Source organism: Rhodanobacter sp. MP1X3 (assembly GCF_014207165.1).
Lineage (GTDB): Bacteria > Pseudomonadota > Gammaproteobacteria > Xanthomonadales > Rhodanobacteraceae > Rhodanobacter.
The window spans coordinates 548,279-562,988 of sequence record NZ_JACHCO010000001.1 but is presented as its reverse complement, the minus strand read 5'-3'; the positions used below and the strand labels follow the sequence as shown (position 1 = coordinate 562,988).

General features: G+C 60.8%; 9 protein-coding genes. 7 read left to right on the top strand and 2 right to left on the bottom strand.

What is annotated here, in order from left to right; genetic code table 11:
- The first annotated feature begins 22 nt into the window (after nucleotides 1-22).
- The 5 genes from HDE79_RS02235 to HDE79_RS02215 all read left to right on the top strand — a co-directional run bounded on the left by HDE79_RS02235 (nucleotide 23) and on the right by HDE79_RS02215 (nucleotide 9,697).
- Entirely contained in the window at nucleotides 23-2,557 is a 2,535-nt protein-coding gene (locus HDE79_RS02235; RefSeq protein WP_184600288.1) for a ribonucleoside-diphosphate reductase subunit alpha, read from the top strand.
- 81 nt (nucleotides 2,558-2,638) lie between these two features.
- A complete protein-coding gene (locus HDE79_RS02230) occupies nucleotides 2,639-3,664 on the top strand; it encodes a ribonucleotide-diphosphate reductase subunit beta (protein WP_184600287.1) in 1,026 nt (341 codons plus the stop codon).
- 114 nt (nucleotides 3,665-3,778) lie between these two features.
- The gene (locus tag HDE79_RS02225; RefSeq protein ID WP_184600286.1) at nucleotides 3,779-4,165 is read left to right on the top strand and encodes a BlaI/MecI/CopY family transcriptional regulator; all 387 of its coding nucleotides are present in this window, start codon (nucleotides 3,779-3,781) and stop codon (nucleotides 4,163-4,165) included.
- 1 nt (nucleotide 4,166) lies between these two features.
- Nucleotides 4,167-6,014, top strand: coding sequence for a M56 family metallopeptidase (locus HDE79_RS02220; protein ID WP_184600285.1), 1,848 nt, complete (start codon nucleotides 4,167-4,169; stop codon nucleotides 6,012-6,014).
- A gap of 437 nt (nucleotides 6,015-6,451) precedes the next feature.
- Entirely contained in the window at nucleotides 6,452-9,697 is a 3,246-nt protein-coding gene (locus HDE79_RS02215) for a TonB-dependent receptor (RefSeq protein WP_184600284.1), read from the top strand.
- Nucleotides 9,698-9,898: 201 nt separating this feature from the next.
- Here the strand turns inward: HDE79_RS02215 and HDE79_RS02210 are convergent, their stop codons facing one another.
- Complete coding sequence (locus tag HDE79_RS02210; RefSeq protein WP_255488284.1) at nucleotides 9,899-12,199, bottom strand: S9 family peptidase; 2,301 nt, start codon at nucleotides 12,197-12,199, stop codon at nucleotides 9,899-9,901.
- Nucleotides 12,200-12,446: 247 nt separating this feature from the next.
- Between HDE79_RS02210 and HDE79_RS02205 the strand changes: the two genes are divergently transcribed.
- On the top strand, nucleotides 12,447-12,836 hold the full coding sequence (locus HDE79_RS02205; RefSeq protein ID WP_184600282.1) for an acyl-CoA thioesterase: 390 nt from the start codon (nucleotides 12,447-12,449) through the stop codon (nucleotides 12,834-12,836).
- Between the two features lie 73 nt (nucleotides 12,837-12,909).
- On the top strand, nucleotides 12,910-13,662 hold the full coding sequence (locus tag HDE79_RS02200) for a glutathione S-transferase family protein (RefSeq protein ID WP_184600281.1): 753 nt from the start codon (nucleotides 12,910-12,912) through the stop codon (nucleotides 13,660-13,662).
- 53 nt (nucleotides 13,663-13,715) lie between these two features.
- On the opposite strand, the gene HDE79_RS02195 is transcribed toward HDE79_RS02200, so the two are convergent.
- Entirely contained in the window at nucleotides 13,716-14,612 is an 897-nt protein-coding gene (locus tag HDE79_RS02195; protein ID WP_184600280.1) for a LysR family transcriptional regulator, read from the bottom strand.
- Nucleotides 14,613-14,710: the final 98 nt, after the last annotated feature.

Below are 14,710 nucleotides of genomic sequence, written 5' to 3'. Positions count from 1 at the left end.
TTTCATGCTCGGAGCCACCGCCATGCAACCTCTCGAAAACGCTGTCAGCGAGCGCACCGTCGCCCGCGTCGATGCCTTTAACGTTCCTGTCGCCGAAGCATCGGTCGCCGAACCGGTCATCGTCGAACACGCTGCACCAGCAACCGGCGACGAAGCGTTCGCGTTGACGCCACCCCACAACCCCGGCCAGATGCGCGTCACCAAACGCAACGGCGGCCAGGAAATCGTCGACGTCAACAAGATCGTGCGCGCGGTGACCCGCAGCGCCGAAGGCCTGCACGGCGTCGATCCACTGCGCGTGGCGCTGAAAACCATTGGCGGCCTTTATGACGGCGCCACCACGCAGGAGCTCGACCAGCTGTCGATCCGCACGGCCGCCGCGCTGACGGCCGAGGAACCCGAATACGGCCAGCTCGCCGCGCGCCTGCTCGGCGCCTACATCGACAAGGAAGTGAGCGGCCAGGAGATCCAGAGCTTTTCGCAGTCGATCGTGCGCGGTGCCGAACTGGGCATCCTCAACGAACGCCTGCGCGACTTCGTGGCGTTGAATGCGCGCAAGCTCAACGATGCGATCAATACGCTGGCGACGCGCCGCTTTGAATACTTCGGCCTGCGCACCGTATACGACCGCTATCTGCTGCGCCATCCGCAGAAGCGCTTCGTGATCGAAACGCCGCAGCATTTCTTCATGCGTATCGCCTGCGCGCTGGGCGGCAACGAGATCGGCGAAACGCTGGAGTTGTATCGCCTGCTGTCGTCACTGGAATACATCGCCAGCTCGCCCACGCTGTTCAACGCCGGCACCTGCCATGAACAGCTGAGTTCCTGCTATCTGCTCGACTCACCAACCGATTCGCTCGAGTCGATCTACGACAAGTATGCCGACGTCGCCAAGCTCAGCAAGTTCGCCGGCGGCATCGGCCTGGCCTACACGCGCGTACGTTCGCGCGGCTCGCTGATCAAGGGCACCAACGGCCACTCCAACGGCCTGTTGCCGTGGCTGAAAACACTGGATGCGTCGGTTGCCGCAGTGAATCAGGGTGGCAAGCGCAAGGGCGCGGCCTGCGTATATCTGGAATCGTGGCATGCCGATATCGAGGATTTCCTCGAGCTGCGCGACAACACCGGCGACGACGCACGACGTGCGCACAACCTCAACATCGCCAACTGGATTCCGGACGAATTCATGCGCCGGGTCGAGACCGATGGCGACTGGTCGCTGTTCGATCCCAAGGTCACGCCGCATCTGGTCGATAGCTGGGGTTCGGTGTTCGAACAGTCTTACGCCAAGGCCGAGGCCGACGGTCTTGCGGTGAAAACGGTGAAGGCGCGCGAGCTCTACGCCCGCATGATGCGCACGCTGGCGCAGACCGGCAACGGCTGGATGACTTTCAAGGATCGCTGCAACGCCACCAGCAATCAGACGGCCAAAGCCGACAACGTGATCCATCTGTCCAACCTGTGCACCGAGATTCTGGAAGTCAGCTCGTCCACCGAGACGGCGGTGTGCAATCTCGGTTCGGTGAACCTGGCACGGCACGTGGTGCGTGCGGCGGATGGCAGTCACACGTTCGATTTCGAACAGCTGGCCTCGACCGTGCGTACCGCCGTGCGTCAGCTCGATCGCGTGATCGATCTCAATTTCTATCCGATCGACACCGCGCGTACCGCCAACATCAAATGGCGGCCGGTTGGTCTCGGCGTGATGGGCCTGCAGGATGTGTTCTTCAAGCTGCGTTTGCCGTTCGACTCGAGCGAAGCCTTGGCGCTTTCCACGCGCATCGCCGAGGAGATCTACTTCCACGCGCTGTCGATGTCGAACGAAGTGGCTGCACAGGTTGGCGCGCATCCCGGCTTTGAAGAAAGCCGAGCGGCCAACGGCGAGCTGCAGTTCGATTACTGGCCGCAAGCGCAGGCGCACGACAGCGAACGCTGGGATGCACTGCGCGAGCGCATCAAGCAGCACGGCCTGCGCAATTCGCTGCTGATCGCCATTGCGCCCACCGCAACCATCGCGTCGATCGCTGGTTGCTACGAATGCATCGAACCGCAGGTCAGCAACCTGTTCAAACGCGAGACGCTGTCGGGTGATTTTCTGCAGGTGAATCGCTATCTCGCCGACGAGCTGAAGACGCTCGGCTTGTGGACGCCTGACGTGCGCGATGCGATCAAGCTGGCCGAAGGCTCGATCCAGGGCATTGCCGCGATTCCGGAACGCCTGCGCGCGATCTACCGCACCGTGTGGGAACTGCCGCAGAAAGCCCTGATCGAACTGGCCGCCGCGCGCGGCGCATTCATCGACCAGAGCCAGTCGCTGAACCTGTTCATGGAAAACCCGAACATCGGTCAGCTCAGCTCGATGTACATGTACGCGTGGAAGGCTGGCATCAAAACCACTTACTACCTGCGCTCACGACCGGCAACCAAGATCACCAAGACCACGGTCACGGCCAGCAAGGCAGCAGCGCCAGATCAAACAGTCATCGATCAAGACCAGGCGAATGCGGCTGTGTTCTGCTCGCTCGAGAATCCCGAGTACTGCGAAGCCTGTCAGTAAGTAGTGCAACAACGATCCGGCGCGAATGCGCTGGATCGCTTCAACACAGCGTCACCCATCAGCACCAAGGAATAGCCGTCCATGTCAGCTCAGCCCACCCGCCATGCGCAGATTCTCGATCCCGGTTTCGAACTGACGCTGCGACCGATGCGCTATCCGGCGTTCTACGAGATGTATCGCAATGCGATCAAGAACACCTGGACGGTCGAGGAAGTAGATTTCTCGATGGACACCTCCGATCTACGCACGAAAATGTCGCCAGCCGATCGCCATCTGATCCAGCGGCTGGTGGCGTTTTTCGCCACCGGCGACACCATCGTCTCGAACAACCTGGTGCTGAACCTCTACCAGCACATCAATGCGCCCGAAGCGCGCATGTACCTGTCGCGCCAGCTGTATGAGGAATCGCTGCACGTGCAGTTCTACCTCACCCTGCTCGACACCTATATCCCCGATCCGGCCGAACGCAATGCCGCGTTCGCGGCGATCGAAACAATTCCATCGATCCGCCAGAAAGGCGAGTTCTGCTTCAAGTGGATCGATTCGATTCAGCACCTGCAGCGGCTGGAGACACGCGAACACCGCCGGCAGTTTCTGCTCAACCTGATCTGCTTTGCTGCCTGCATCGAAGGCCTGTTCTTCTACGCCGCGTTTGCCTACGTCTACTACCTGCGCTCACGCGGTCTGCTGCACGGTCTGGCGGCGGGCACCAACTGGGTGTTCCGCGACGAGAGCGGCCACATGGCATTCGCCTTCGACGTGGTGCGCACGGTGCGCGACGAGGAACCGGAGCTGTTCGACGACGCGATGCGTGCGCAAGTCGAGGAGATGATGGAGGACGCCATCGCCTGCGAAACACAGTTCGCCGAGGACGTGCTGTCCGGCGGTGTGGTCGGCCTCTCGGCCAAAGAGATGCGCCAGTACCTCGAATACTGCGCCGACCAACGCTTCGCCCAGCTCGACATGCCGAAAAAATACGGCGCCAAGAACCCGTTCGACTTCATGGACCTGCAGGACGTGCAGGAAGTCACCAACTTCTTCGAACGCCGCGTCTCCGCCTATCAGGTCGGCGTGCAGGGCGAGGTGTCGTTCGACATGGCGTTCTGATCCAGAACACCGGCGGTAGCGATGGATCGAGGCGACTCCGTCCATCGGCCTATTGACTACACGTGTCGCCATGGCGTAGCTTGCCTACACCTGTAGTCAATCAGTGCCCCGACCATGTCAAAGCCATCCATCGGCGATCAGGAGCTTTCGCTCCTGCATTACCTCGCCGAAAGCAAGAATTCCTCTGTTGGCGAAGTCGCCGCAGGATACGGCGAGCCCCGCGGACTGGCGCGCTCTACCGTACTGACTATGATGGAGCGGCTGCGCAGCAAGGGTTACCTGCGCCGCAAACAGGTGCAGGGCATGTTCCGCTACAGCACTGCGACCGGACCGGCCGAAGCGATGCGCACGGCCGTGGGCAGTTTCGTGGAAAAGACACTGAGCGGCTCGGTATCGCCGTTCGTGGCGTGGATGTCCGAACGCGGCGAGGTCAGCGATGACGAGCTCGCCGAACTGAAGGCTCTGGTGAATCAGCTGCAATCCCGGCGCAAGGAGTCGTGACATGGGTACTTTCCATGCATTCGCCGATACCCTGTTCAGCCGTCTTGTCTGGACCTCCGCGCAAGCAGTCCTGCTGGTCGGTGCCGTGTGGCTGGTCGGGAGGCTCATTCCAAAACTCCCGTCCGCGACACGCAGCATGCTGTGGTGGTTACTGGGCGTGCAGCTGATCCTCGGGCTTGCCATCGCAGCGCCAGTGAAGCTGCCCTTGCTGCCGGCAGCACCACGCACGACGGTCGCTGACATTTCGTCCACTCAGCCTGTTTCCGCGATCGCACCCGAAGCGTCGTCAATGCCCTTCGCGACCTTCATGCAACATCAGGTGTCGGTGAATAGCATTTCGTCGACTCCGGAAGTATCGACTCCTGCGAACTGGCGTCTCGCGTTGATTTGCCTGTGGCTTGCCGGCGTGTTGTTACAACTTTTGCTGATGGCCCGTGACTGGCGAAAAGCCCATGCCATGCTGCGCGACTCCACACCGTTGCGCGATCCGGTGCTGCACGCGCTGTGTGCTGAGCAGACGCGTGCATTGGGCTTGCGACATCCACCGGCCTTGCGCACCTCACGCGCGATCGTCTCGCCGCAGGTCACGGGCCTCTGGCGACCCATCGTGCTGCTGCCCGCCGATCACAACCTCACACCGGAGGAATCCGCTCTCGCGCTTGCCCATGAATTGATGCATTTGCATCGCGGTGATTTGTGGATGTGCTGGATACCGGCGATCGCGCAGCGGCTGTTTTTCTTCCATCCGCTGGTGATGTGGGCCGTCCGTGAGTACGCACTCAGCCGCGAAGCTGCCTGCGATGCACAGGTAGTGCAGCAAACAGGTACGGAGCCACAGGCCTATGGCCAGCTATTGCTTCGCCTTGGTGTGGCGCACCCGATGTACTCCGGCCTGGCCGGAGCTTCCCCGTCGTTCCAGAATCTGAAGAGGCGACTGATCATGTTGCAGCAAAACGAAAACCTGTCGCGCCACCGCGTGCGCGGCTGGCTACTGATCGCAGTGATCGCGCTGGCCGGCGTGGTCCCGTATCGAGTCACGGCGAATACGGCAGACCATGCCGCCGGCGCATCGATCGCTGCCGATGATTCGGCGATGCTGCAAACGCCGCCGGTACCGCCGACACCCCCCGTTCTTCCAGCCCCAATAGCGCCGCTACCTCCTCTGCCACCGCCACCACCGCGAAATGCGTATGGACTTACAGCCCGTCACATCGACATCGATACGACAGCCAATGCAGCGTATGGCTTCGCGCTGATGGATGGAGATTCGATCACCATCAACGGTTCGGAGAGCGACATCGATACGTTGAAAACGCTGCGCAAGGGCAACGAACCAATCCTTTGGTTTCGTCGTGGCGGCACGTCGTATGTGGTCCGCGACAGTGCCTACATCCAGCGCGCCAGGGCCATCTATGCCCCGGTCAGCGAGCTTGGCAAGCAGCAAGGTGCGCTGGGCGGCGAACAGGGACGTCTGGGCGGTCAGCAGGGAGGTCTCGGTGCGCGGCAGGGCGCGCTGGGTTTGCGACAAGCGCAGCTAGCCGGCAAGCAGGCGCAATTGGCAAGTGAGCAGGCGGCATTCGCTGGTCAGCCGGCCAGTGAGCAGCGGGTAGCCGCACTCCAGGCGAAAGAAGATGCGCTGCAAGCCAGCGAGGACGAACTCGGCCGCCAGCAGGATCAACTCGGCAAGCAACAGGATGCCCTGGGCAAACAACAGGATGCGCTCGGTGCGAAACAGGATGCACTAGGTAAGCAACAGGAACAGGCCGCCGCGAAAGCCGACCAGCAGATCGGCACATTGATTGATGAGGCGATCAGCAAGGGCATCGCGCAGAGCATCAGCTCTCGTTGACGTGACATGGCCTGCCGGCTGGTGACGCCGGATCGGGCACTGTCCCAAGATGCACGAAGCGACGGCAGGACTCGATGCGCATCGATCCTGCCGTTGTCATGTATGCGGGTTGCGGTTGCCATGACTACCGCTTGCTGACTATCCGACCCTGAAAAAATCGGGAGTATCCGTCATCGCCACGGGTCTGGCCGGGCGTGACATCGAGCCGGCAGGCTATTAACGACGCGTACATTCTTGCGAAACCGCGAAATCGCGGCGTGAACATGTCATCAAAATTACGTAATATATTGCGATAGTTCAATGCTTGTCGCTCTCGCGGCAGGGATTTTCGATCATAAGGGAAAGTCTTCCAAGGCAAGCTTCCCCAGGCATCCAGCCTGGACAGGCGTCTGCGCAAGCGACATTTCCCATCGCCCACGTAACCGAAAGGATTTTCGATGACCTTCGCCATTCGCAGAAACATGCTGTCGATCGCCGTTTCGGCCTTGCTGGCCACGACGCCTGTCGCAGCGCAGAACATCACCACCTCGGGTGTCAGTGGACGCGTGCTGGACGCCAAGGGCCAGCCCGTCGCCGGTGCCGCGGTCGACATCGTTCACCAGCCCTCGGGTACCACCAAGCAAGTGACCACCGACGCCGATGGCCGCTACACCGCGCAGGGTTTGCGTGTGGGCGGTCCATTCGAAATCACCGCCAGCAAGGCTGGCATGGCAACGGCGGAACAGAACAATATCTATCTTCAGCTGGGCCAGCCTTCGTCGATCAATCTGGGCATGAGCTCGGGCGCGGAGGCAGCCAGTAATCTGGCCGCCGTCACCGTCAACGCATCGGTGCTGGCGCAGACGTTCTCGTCCGACAACAAGGGCCTTTCGACGAATATCTCCCAACGCCAGTTGCAGGCCACGCCGCAGGGCAATCGTTCGATCGACGATGTGGCGCGCCTGGATCCGCGCATTACCGTCACGGATCAGGGTACCGGCGCGATCTCCGCCGCAGGCCAGAACAATCGCTACAACAATATCGCCGTGGACGGCGTGACCCAGGGCGACCCGTTCGGCCTCAATGCCAACGGTCTGCCTTACCAGAAGTCGCCGATCTCGCCGGAAACGATCGCCGAATACAACATCTCCACTGCCAACTTCGATGTGATCTCCGACACTGTCGGCGCGGACGTCAACGCGGTGACCAAGACCGGCACCAACCAGTTTCACGGCTCGGTCTATGACGCCTATCGCAATGGCAACAAACTGGTCAGCAAAGCCGGCTGGTTGCCCAGCAATAATTCCAACTACGGCTACAACGGCTACGACAAGGACTCGACCTACGGTTTCACCCTCGGAGGCCCGATCATCAAGGACAAGCTGTTCTTCTTCGTCTCGGCCGAGCACGAAAAAACCACTGGCATCGGCGCGGACTCCGCCAACGGTCTGGACGAATCGCTGGGCAACGGTGCGTCGACCAGCAACAAGGTATCGCCAGGCGACCTGCAGAAAGTGATCGACGCAGCCAAGCAACTCGGCCTCACGCCAGGTAGTTTCGGCGGCAGCACCGGACTGGCATACGATGACAAGCGCTACCTCGGCAAGATCGACTGGAACATCAGCAACAACCACCGCGCCAGCTTCACCTATCAGAAGACCGACGAGCAGCTGCCAGCCGTCGGCGGCAACAGTGCCAATAGCGTGGGCCTGACCAGCTACACCTACACCAAGGCGATCAGCACTGAAAACTACGTCGCCCATGTGTTCGACGACTGGACCGACAACTTCTCCACCGAGGCCAAGGTCGGCTACCAGAAGTTTGTGCAGGACACGACCGCACCGTTCCAACAGCCCGCGGTCAACGTCAACCTGTCGGCAGATGGCAAGGGCCCATCGGTGAACCTGGGCGAGGAGCAGTTCCGCCACTACAACCACATCGATACCAAGAAGCTCACCGTTTTCCTGGCCGGCACCTATTACGCCGACGATCACACTATCAAGGGTGGTATCGACGCTTCACGTACCAAGATCAACAACCTGTTCGGCCAGACCGAGTTCGGCCAGTACAACTTCTGGGGCATCGACAACTTCCTGGCCGGCAACTACAACAAGTACGTGCTCTATCATCCGGCGCCGGGCTATACGCTGGATGACATCGCCGGCAAGTGGACCTACAGCCAGTACAGCCCATTCCTGCAGGACACCTGGCAAGTCACCCCGCAGCTGTCGCTGCAGTATGGCGTTCGTGTGGATATTCCCAACTCCAGCGGCCGACCGGAATACAACGCGTCGTTCGAAAAAGCCTTTGGCTATCCGAACAACTACACCGTCGGTTCGAGCAATCGTGTGGTCGAGCCGCGCCTGTCGTTCAACTATTCGTTTGAGAGCGATTACAAAACCCAGCTGCGCGGCGGCGTCGGCCTGTTCCAGACTGCGCCACCGACAGTCTGGATGACCAACCCGTTCCAGAACAACGGCGTGACCTTGCGTTCGTACACCACATTCAATCCCGCCCTCGCACCGTTCAGCCCGGATCCGTTCAACCAGAACATCCCCGCCGGTGGCGGTGCCGGCTCGATCGACACCGTCGCGAAGAACTTCAGTTTGCCGACGGTGTGGAAGATGAGCCTGGCGATGGATCGCGAACTGCCGTGGTGGGGGCTGGTCGCATCGGCTGAATACGAACATATCAAGGTGCGCGACGGCATCCTGTATCAGGTCGTGAACTTCGGCGCGCCCACCGGCGTGCTGCCGGACGGTCGTCAGCAGTTCTGGAAAAAACCGGGGGAGGCGCCAAACACGACAGACGCACTGGCCAACCAGAATCGCGCTTTCAGCACCGCATCCACCCTGCTCACCAATACCCACAAGGGCAAGTCCGACAGCCTCACGCTATCACTGAGCAAGCCGTTCTCGGATAGTGTTTTCGGCAACATCGGTATCACCTTCAATCACGCCACTGATGCCGACCCGGGCGCCGACACGATTGCCTATAGCGGCTATCAGCGTGTGGCCCGCCTGAATCCGAATGACAACGTAAGCGCCACCTCCAATTACAACGTCGCCAAGAGTCTGAAAGCCTCGCTGACCTGGCAGCACAATTTCTTCGGCGACTATCGCACCCAGGTGTCGATGTTTTATAGCGGCCGTACCGGCAATCCCTACACCTGGATCTTTGCCAACGACGCCAACGGCGATGGCATCGCCGGGTGGGATCCGGTCTATATCCCGAATGCCAACGACCCCAAGGTGGCCTATACCGCCGGCACCAGCGCCAAGGCGATCCAGCAGTTCCAGGATTTTGTCGCCAATGACAAATACCTCAAGGATCACCGCGGCCAGGTGGCCAACCGCAACGGCGCGCATTCACCGTGGATCAGCGAGCTGGACATGAGCTTCTCGCAGGAAGTGCCTGGTCTCTTCCCCGGCAACAAGGGAGAGATCCGTTTGGACGTCTATAACTTCCTCAACCTGATCGACAAGAACTGGGGTCTGGTGAAATACACCGGCCTTTACCCTACCCGCACTCTCGCCAGCTACGGCGGCGTCAACGCGGCTGGCCAGTACGTGTACACCCTGCCCGTCGACAAGAGCGGCAACTATCAGCCACAACAGCTCAGCTATTACGACGGCGGCTTCTACGATCCAAGTCGCGTGGTATCACGCTGGTCGGCGATGGTGACCTTGCGTTACACGTTCTGATCGATCCATCTGCTTGATCGTTGAATAAAAACGGCGCCTGCAGGCGCCGTTTTTTATGGATGGTTCGGGCTATCGGGCAAGCCTGATTTTTGACGAATACCTGGTGTTGGGATTCGCTTCGCTCATCACCAACCTACCGTTGCGCGATTGAAGCCGTTTCATGGATTGGTGATGAGCGAAGCGAATCCCAATATCACCCGATCACATCCATGGCCACGGCTTCAAGGCGTATTCCTTCGGCGGCGCGTCACCGGCCAGGTAACGCACGAAATAATCCCAACGCCGACGGGTCGCGTATGGCGTGGCGGCACCGTAACCGTGATGTACGTTCGGGATCAGCAACAAGTCGAAGTCCTTGTTCGCCTTGATCAGCGCATCGGTCACCAGCAGGCTTTCGTAAGGCGGCACATTGTCGTCCAGCGTGCCATGCACCAGCATCAGATGACCCTTGAGGTTGGCGGCGTGGTTCTCGTTGGCCTGGTCGTCGTAATTGCCCTTGCCGTCCTTGCCGACGATCAACTCGCCCTGGTACTTCTCAGCCCAGTCGTCCTCGTAGTTGCGGTTGTCGTGGTTGCCGCTTTCGGACCAGGCGACCTTGAAGAAATCCGGGTAGCGGAACATGGCGTCGGTGGATGCATTGCCGCCGCCGGAATGACCCCAAATGCCCACGCGATCCAGGTCAATCCAGGGATAGCGCTTGCCCAGATCCTTGAGGCCGGCGACCTGATCGGGCAGCGTGTTGTCGCCCATGTTGGCGAACCAGGTATCGTGGAAGGACTTGGAACGCCACGGCGTACCCATACCGTCGATGGCCACCACGATGAAACCCAGCTCCGCCAGCGACTGGTTGTCGCCGTGACTGGCAAGGAAGCTGCGCCCACGTACCGAACCGGTTTGCGGACCCGGGTAGATGTAGTCGATCACCGGATACTTCTTCGACGGATCGAAGTGGGATGGCTTGAACATCATGCCGTACAGATCCGTCTTGCCATCACGCGCCTTGACGATGATCGGCACCGGCGGCACCCAGCCGGCGGCTTTCAGTCGCGAGATATCCGCCTTGGCGATGCTGGCGACGGTATGGCCGTCCTCCGCGCTGCGCAGTACTGTCACCGCCGGCTCGGTCGGTGTGGACCAGGCGTCCACGAACAGCTTGTTATCCGACGACAGGTCGACCGTGTGGTCGGCCGCTTCCGGCGTCAGCAGGATTGGCTGGCCGCCGTCGAGGCTGACTTTCCATAACTGTTCGTAATACGGATCGACGCCCTGCGTGCGGCCCACACCGCGGAACCAGAGGGTGCGCGTGGCCGGGTCGACCTTGAGCATTTCGGTGACATTGCCTTCGCCCGTGGTGATGGCGTGCTTGAGTTTGCCGGTGTCCAGGTCGTACAGGTACAGCTGGCCCCAGTCGCTGCGCTCTGAGAACCACACTGCTTCGTGCGTGGCTGGCAAGTACGCCCAGTTGGCCTTGCCCATGCCGCTTTCGTAGTAAGTCTTGGCGGTTTCCTCGAACACCGTGCGTACTTTGCCGGTGGCCACATCGGCGATGCGGAACCATTCGTGCTGGTGGTAGCGCGAGGTGGAAACGAAGGCCAGGGTCTTGCCGTCTGGCGCCCACTTCACGTCGTCCCAGCCACCGTCCGGGCCGCAGCTGACATCGTCGCAAAGAGTGGAACGATGTTGGTCCGGCGGCATTTGCAGGCGCACAACCTTCCTCCTGGACACGTCGATGATAACCCGCTCGATCATGGTGACGTTCTCGTCGCCGACCAGCGGGTACTTCCACGACAGCAGCTTCGGATGACCGACATTGGTGGTCACCAGATACATGTCGCCGGTTTTGCGCTGGTCCTGCTGGAACGTGGCGATCTGTTTCGAATCGGGTGACCACTCGAGGATCGCGTTGTCGGTGTGCTTCCAGCCAGCGTTGTCAGTGGCGTAGCCGAAGTTTTCCACACCGTCGGTGGTGAGCTGTGCTTCCTTGCCGCTGGCGGTGTCGCGCAGCCACAGGTTCCAGTGGCGGATAAACGCCTCGCTCTTCTTGTCCGGCGACAGCACGCCCGGTTCGCTACCCGTATTCCTGCCTGACGCCACGTCGCCCTTGCCGGCCACACATTCGCCGGCATTTTTCAAATCACAAAAATAGTGCGTGTCCTGGACAGCGATATCAAGGCGGCCATCCGGCGCAACGCCGTATCCGCTGACCGGAAGCTTGCTGGCGTCGACCGGCTTGCCGGTGACCTTGCTCAGTGCCGCGGCCAGCTTCACCTGATCGAACAGCGGCGCGACCTTACCGCTGACCGTGTCCATCTGCACGAAGTGATCGCCGGTGCTGTCGTGGTCGCGATACCAGAAGTGGCTATCGTCCAACCAGCTGACCTTCTGCACTGCGTGATCGACCAGCGGCGCCGTGTTGTAGCTCATGAAGCGCTCAGCCTGGGCGTAGTCTGCGGCGGTTAGCGTTCGGTTCTCTGCAGTGACCCCAGCCGATACAAACACCATCATTACTGCGCCAGCTCGGCACGACCTGCGGACTATCGACAGCATGCAACCTCCACGGAAAATTTTGCGGCATGACAGCGGTTGATCGGCCGCCCACGGTTTAATCGGCCGATGCTAGCGCGATACCGCAGCGACTTCCCCTGCCAAAGGTCCATGCCGCGGTCCAGTGATTGCTTTTACGACCCACTACAATCACCGCATGCGGCTCACGATGCGCCGTCCGCACCCCATCCAGACTTGAGATGTCATGACTACTGTTCCGAACGAAGCCCGTCTGATGGAAATGGTTTTCCCTGACCACACCAACCACCTTGGCACGCTGTTCGGCGGGCAGGCGCTGGCGTGGATGGACAAGGCCGCGTTTATCGTCGCCTCCCGCTATGCGCGGCGCACGGTGGTGACGGCGCGTTCGGAGGAAGTGAACTTTCGCGTGCCGGTGCGCAGCGGCCAGCTGGTCGAACTGATTTCCAAGGTGGTCAAGGTCGGCCGCAGCTCGATGACGGTGGAAGTGGAAATGACCGCCGAGGACCCGCTCAGCGGTGACCGCCGGGTTTGTACCACCGGCCGGTTCGTGATGATTGCGCTGGATTCCAACGGCTCGCCGACGGCCATCCCACCGCTACCAACGGCCGGGTGAATAGCGCGCGCTTGACGCCGCCAGTATTCGCCGCCCACGCTGTCGCTCCTTCTTTTCTCTGCGAAGTGCCGCCATGTCCGAGCCACTGACCATCATCGGCAGCTATATCTCGCCCTACGTCCGCAAGGTGCTGGTGTTTCTGGAGCTGAAGGGCATCGACTACCGTATCGATCCGATCCCACCCTTTGTCGGCAATGACGCGTTCTCGCAGCTCAGCCCGCTACGCCGCATCCCCGTGCTATGCGACGGCGATCTGTTGCTCAACGACTCCAGCGTGATCTGTCAGTACCTGGAAGACCGCTATCCGCAGATACCGCTGTATCCGGCGGACATCACTGCCCGCGCACAGGCGCGCTGGCTGGAGGAGTATGCCGACGTGGCGTTGGGCGAAGCCATCACGACCAAGCTCTTTTTCCAGCTCGGCGTGAAGCCGCACATCTTCGGCGAGAAAACCGATGCGGTGCTGGTGCAACAGGCGCGCGAGATCGATATTCCCGCGGCGCTCGACTACCTTGAAAAGCAGCTGCCGGCGGAAGGTTTCGCGTTCGGCGAGTTGTCGATTGCCGACATCAGCATTGCCAGCTTTTTCCGCGTGGCCGGCTTCGTGCGCTACGTCATCGACGCCGAACGGTGGCCTCGTTGCGCCGGCCTGGTCGCACGCACGCTGGCCCTGCCAGTGTTTGCCAAGCTGGCGACGTTCGAGGACCGTGCACTACGCACGCCGGTGCCGGAGCAGCGCGCCGTGCTGGCAGATATGCATGCGCCGCTCACTGCCACCACCTGCGGCGGCGCGCCACCGCGGCGCGGCGTGATCGCCATCGATTGAACGCCTTGTCTGCGTGGTGTTGAAGGGTGCACTGGATAGATCCCGTGCACCCTTCAATGCAGATCGGCCATCAGCTCGACCAACCAGTCCACGAACACACGCACGCGCGGCGACAGCTGTCGCTGCGCCGGATACATCACCGAAATCGGCATCGGCGGTGGCGGATACTGCGGCAGTACTTCCAACAAATGGCCGGCAGCAAGATCCGCTGCTATGTTGTGGCGTGGCATCTGAATCATGCCGAACCCGGCACGGCAACTGGCCGCATAAATGTCACCGGAGTTCACGGTGATCACGCCGGACACGTCAATAATTTGCAGCTCGCCATCGACCATGAAATCCAGCGATTGCGTGCGTCCGTTGGTCGGTGAGCGCCAGACCACGGCCCGATGCGCCGCCAGATCGTCAATGCTTTGTGGCAGACCATGCTCTGCGGCGTAACCCGCACTGACGCATGTCACTTGCGAGAGCACCGCAAGACGCCGAGCGATCAAGCCCGAATCCGCCGGCTCGCCGCCACGCACCACGCAGTCGACGCCTTCGTGCACCAGATCGACATAACGATCGCTGGCACCGATGTCGAGCTCGAGCTGCGGGTAGCGCGCGCGAAAATCTGCCAGCGCCGGCACAATCACCGCACTGCCGAGCCGTCCGGGCAAATCAATCCGCAACGAGCCGCGCGGTTGCGTCGCAACGTGACTGAACACCGCCTCGGCTTCCTCCATATCCGCCAGCAGACGCACGCAGCGCGCGTAGTAGGCCTGACCATCCGGCGTGGGCTTCACGCAGCGCGTGGTGCGGATCAGCAGTTGCGTGCCCAGTCGCGCCTCCAGTTGGCGCAAGGCGTGACTCACTGTCGCGCGAGGAATTCCCAACGCGTCGCCAGCGCGGGAAAAACTGCGCAAATCCACAATGCGGGTGAACACGCGCATGGTGTCGAATCGATCCATCAGCGCCTCATTATTGATGTTTATTGGATAGACATACCAATTTAAGCATCTTTATCCAAGATACTCGACTAGAGACAATACATCTCTGCCGCCATTTC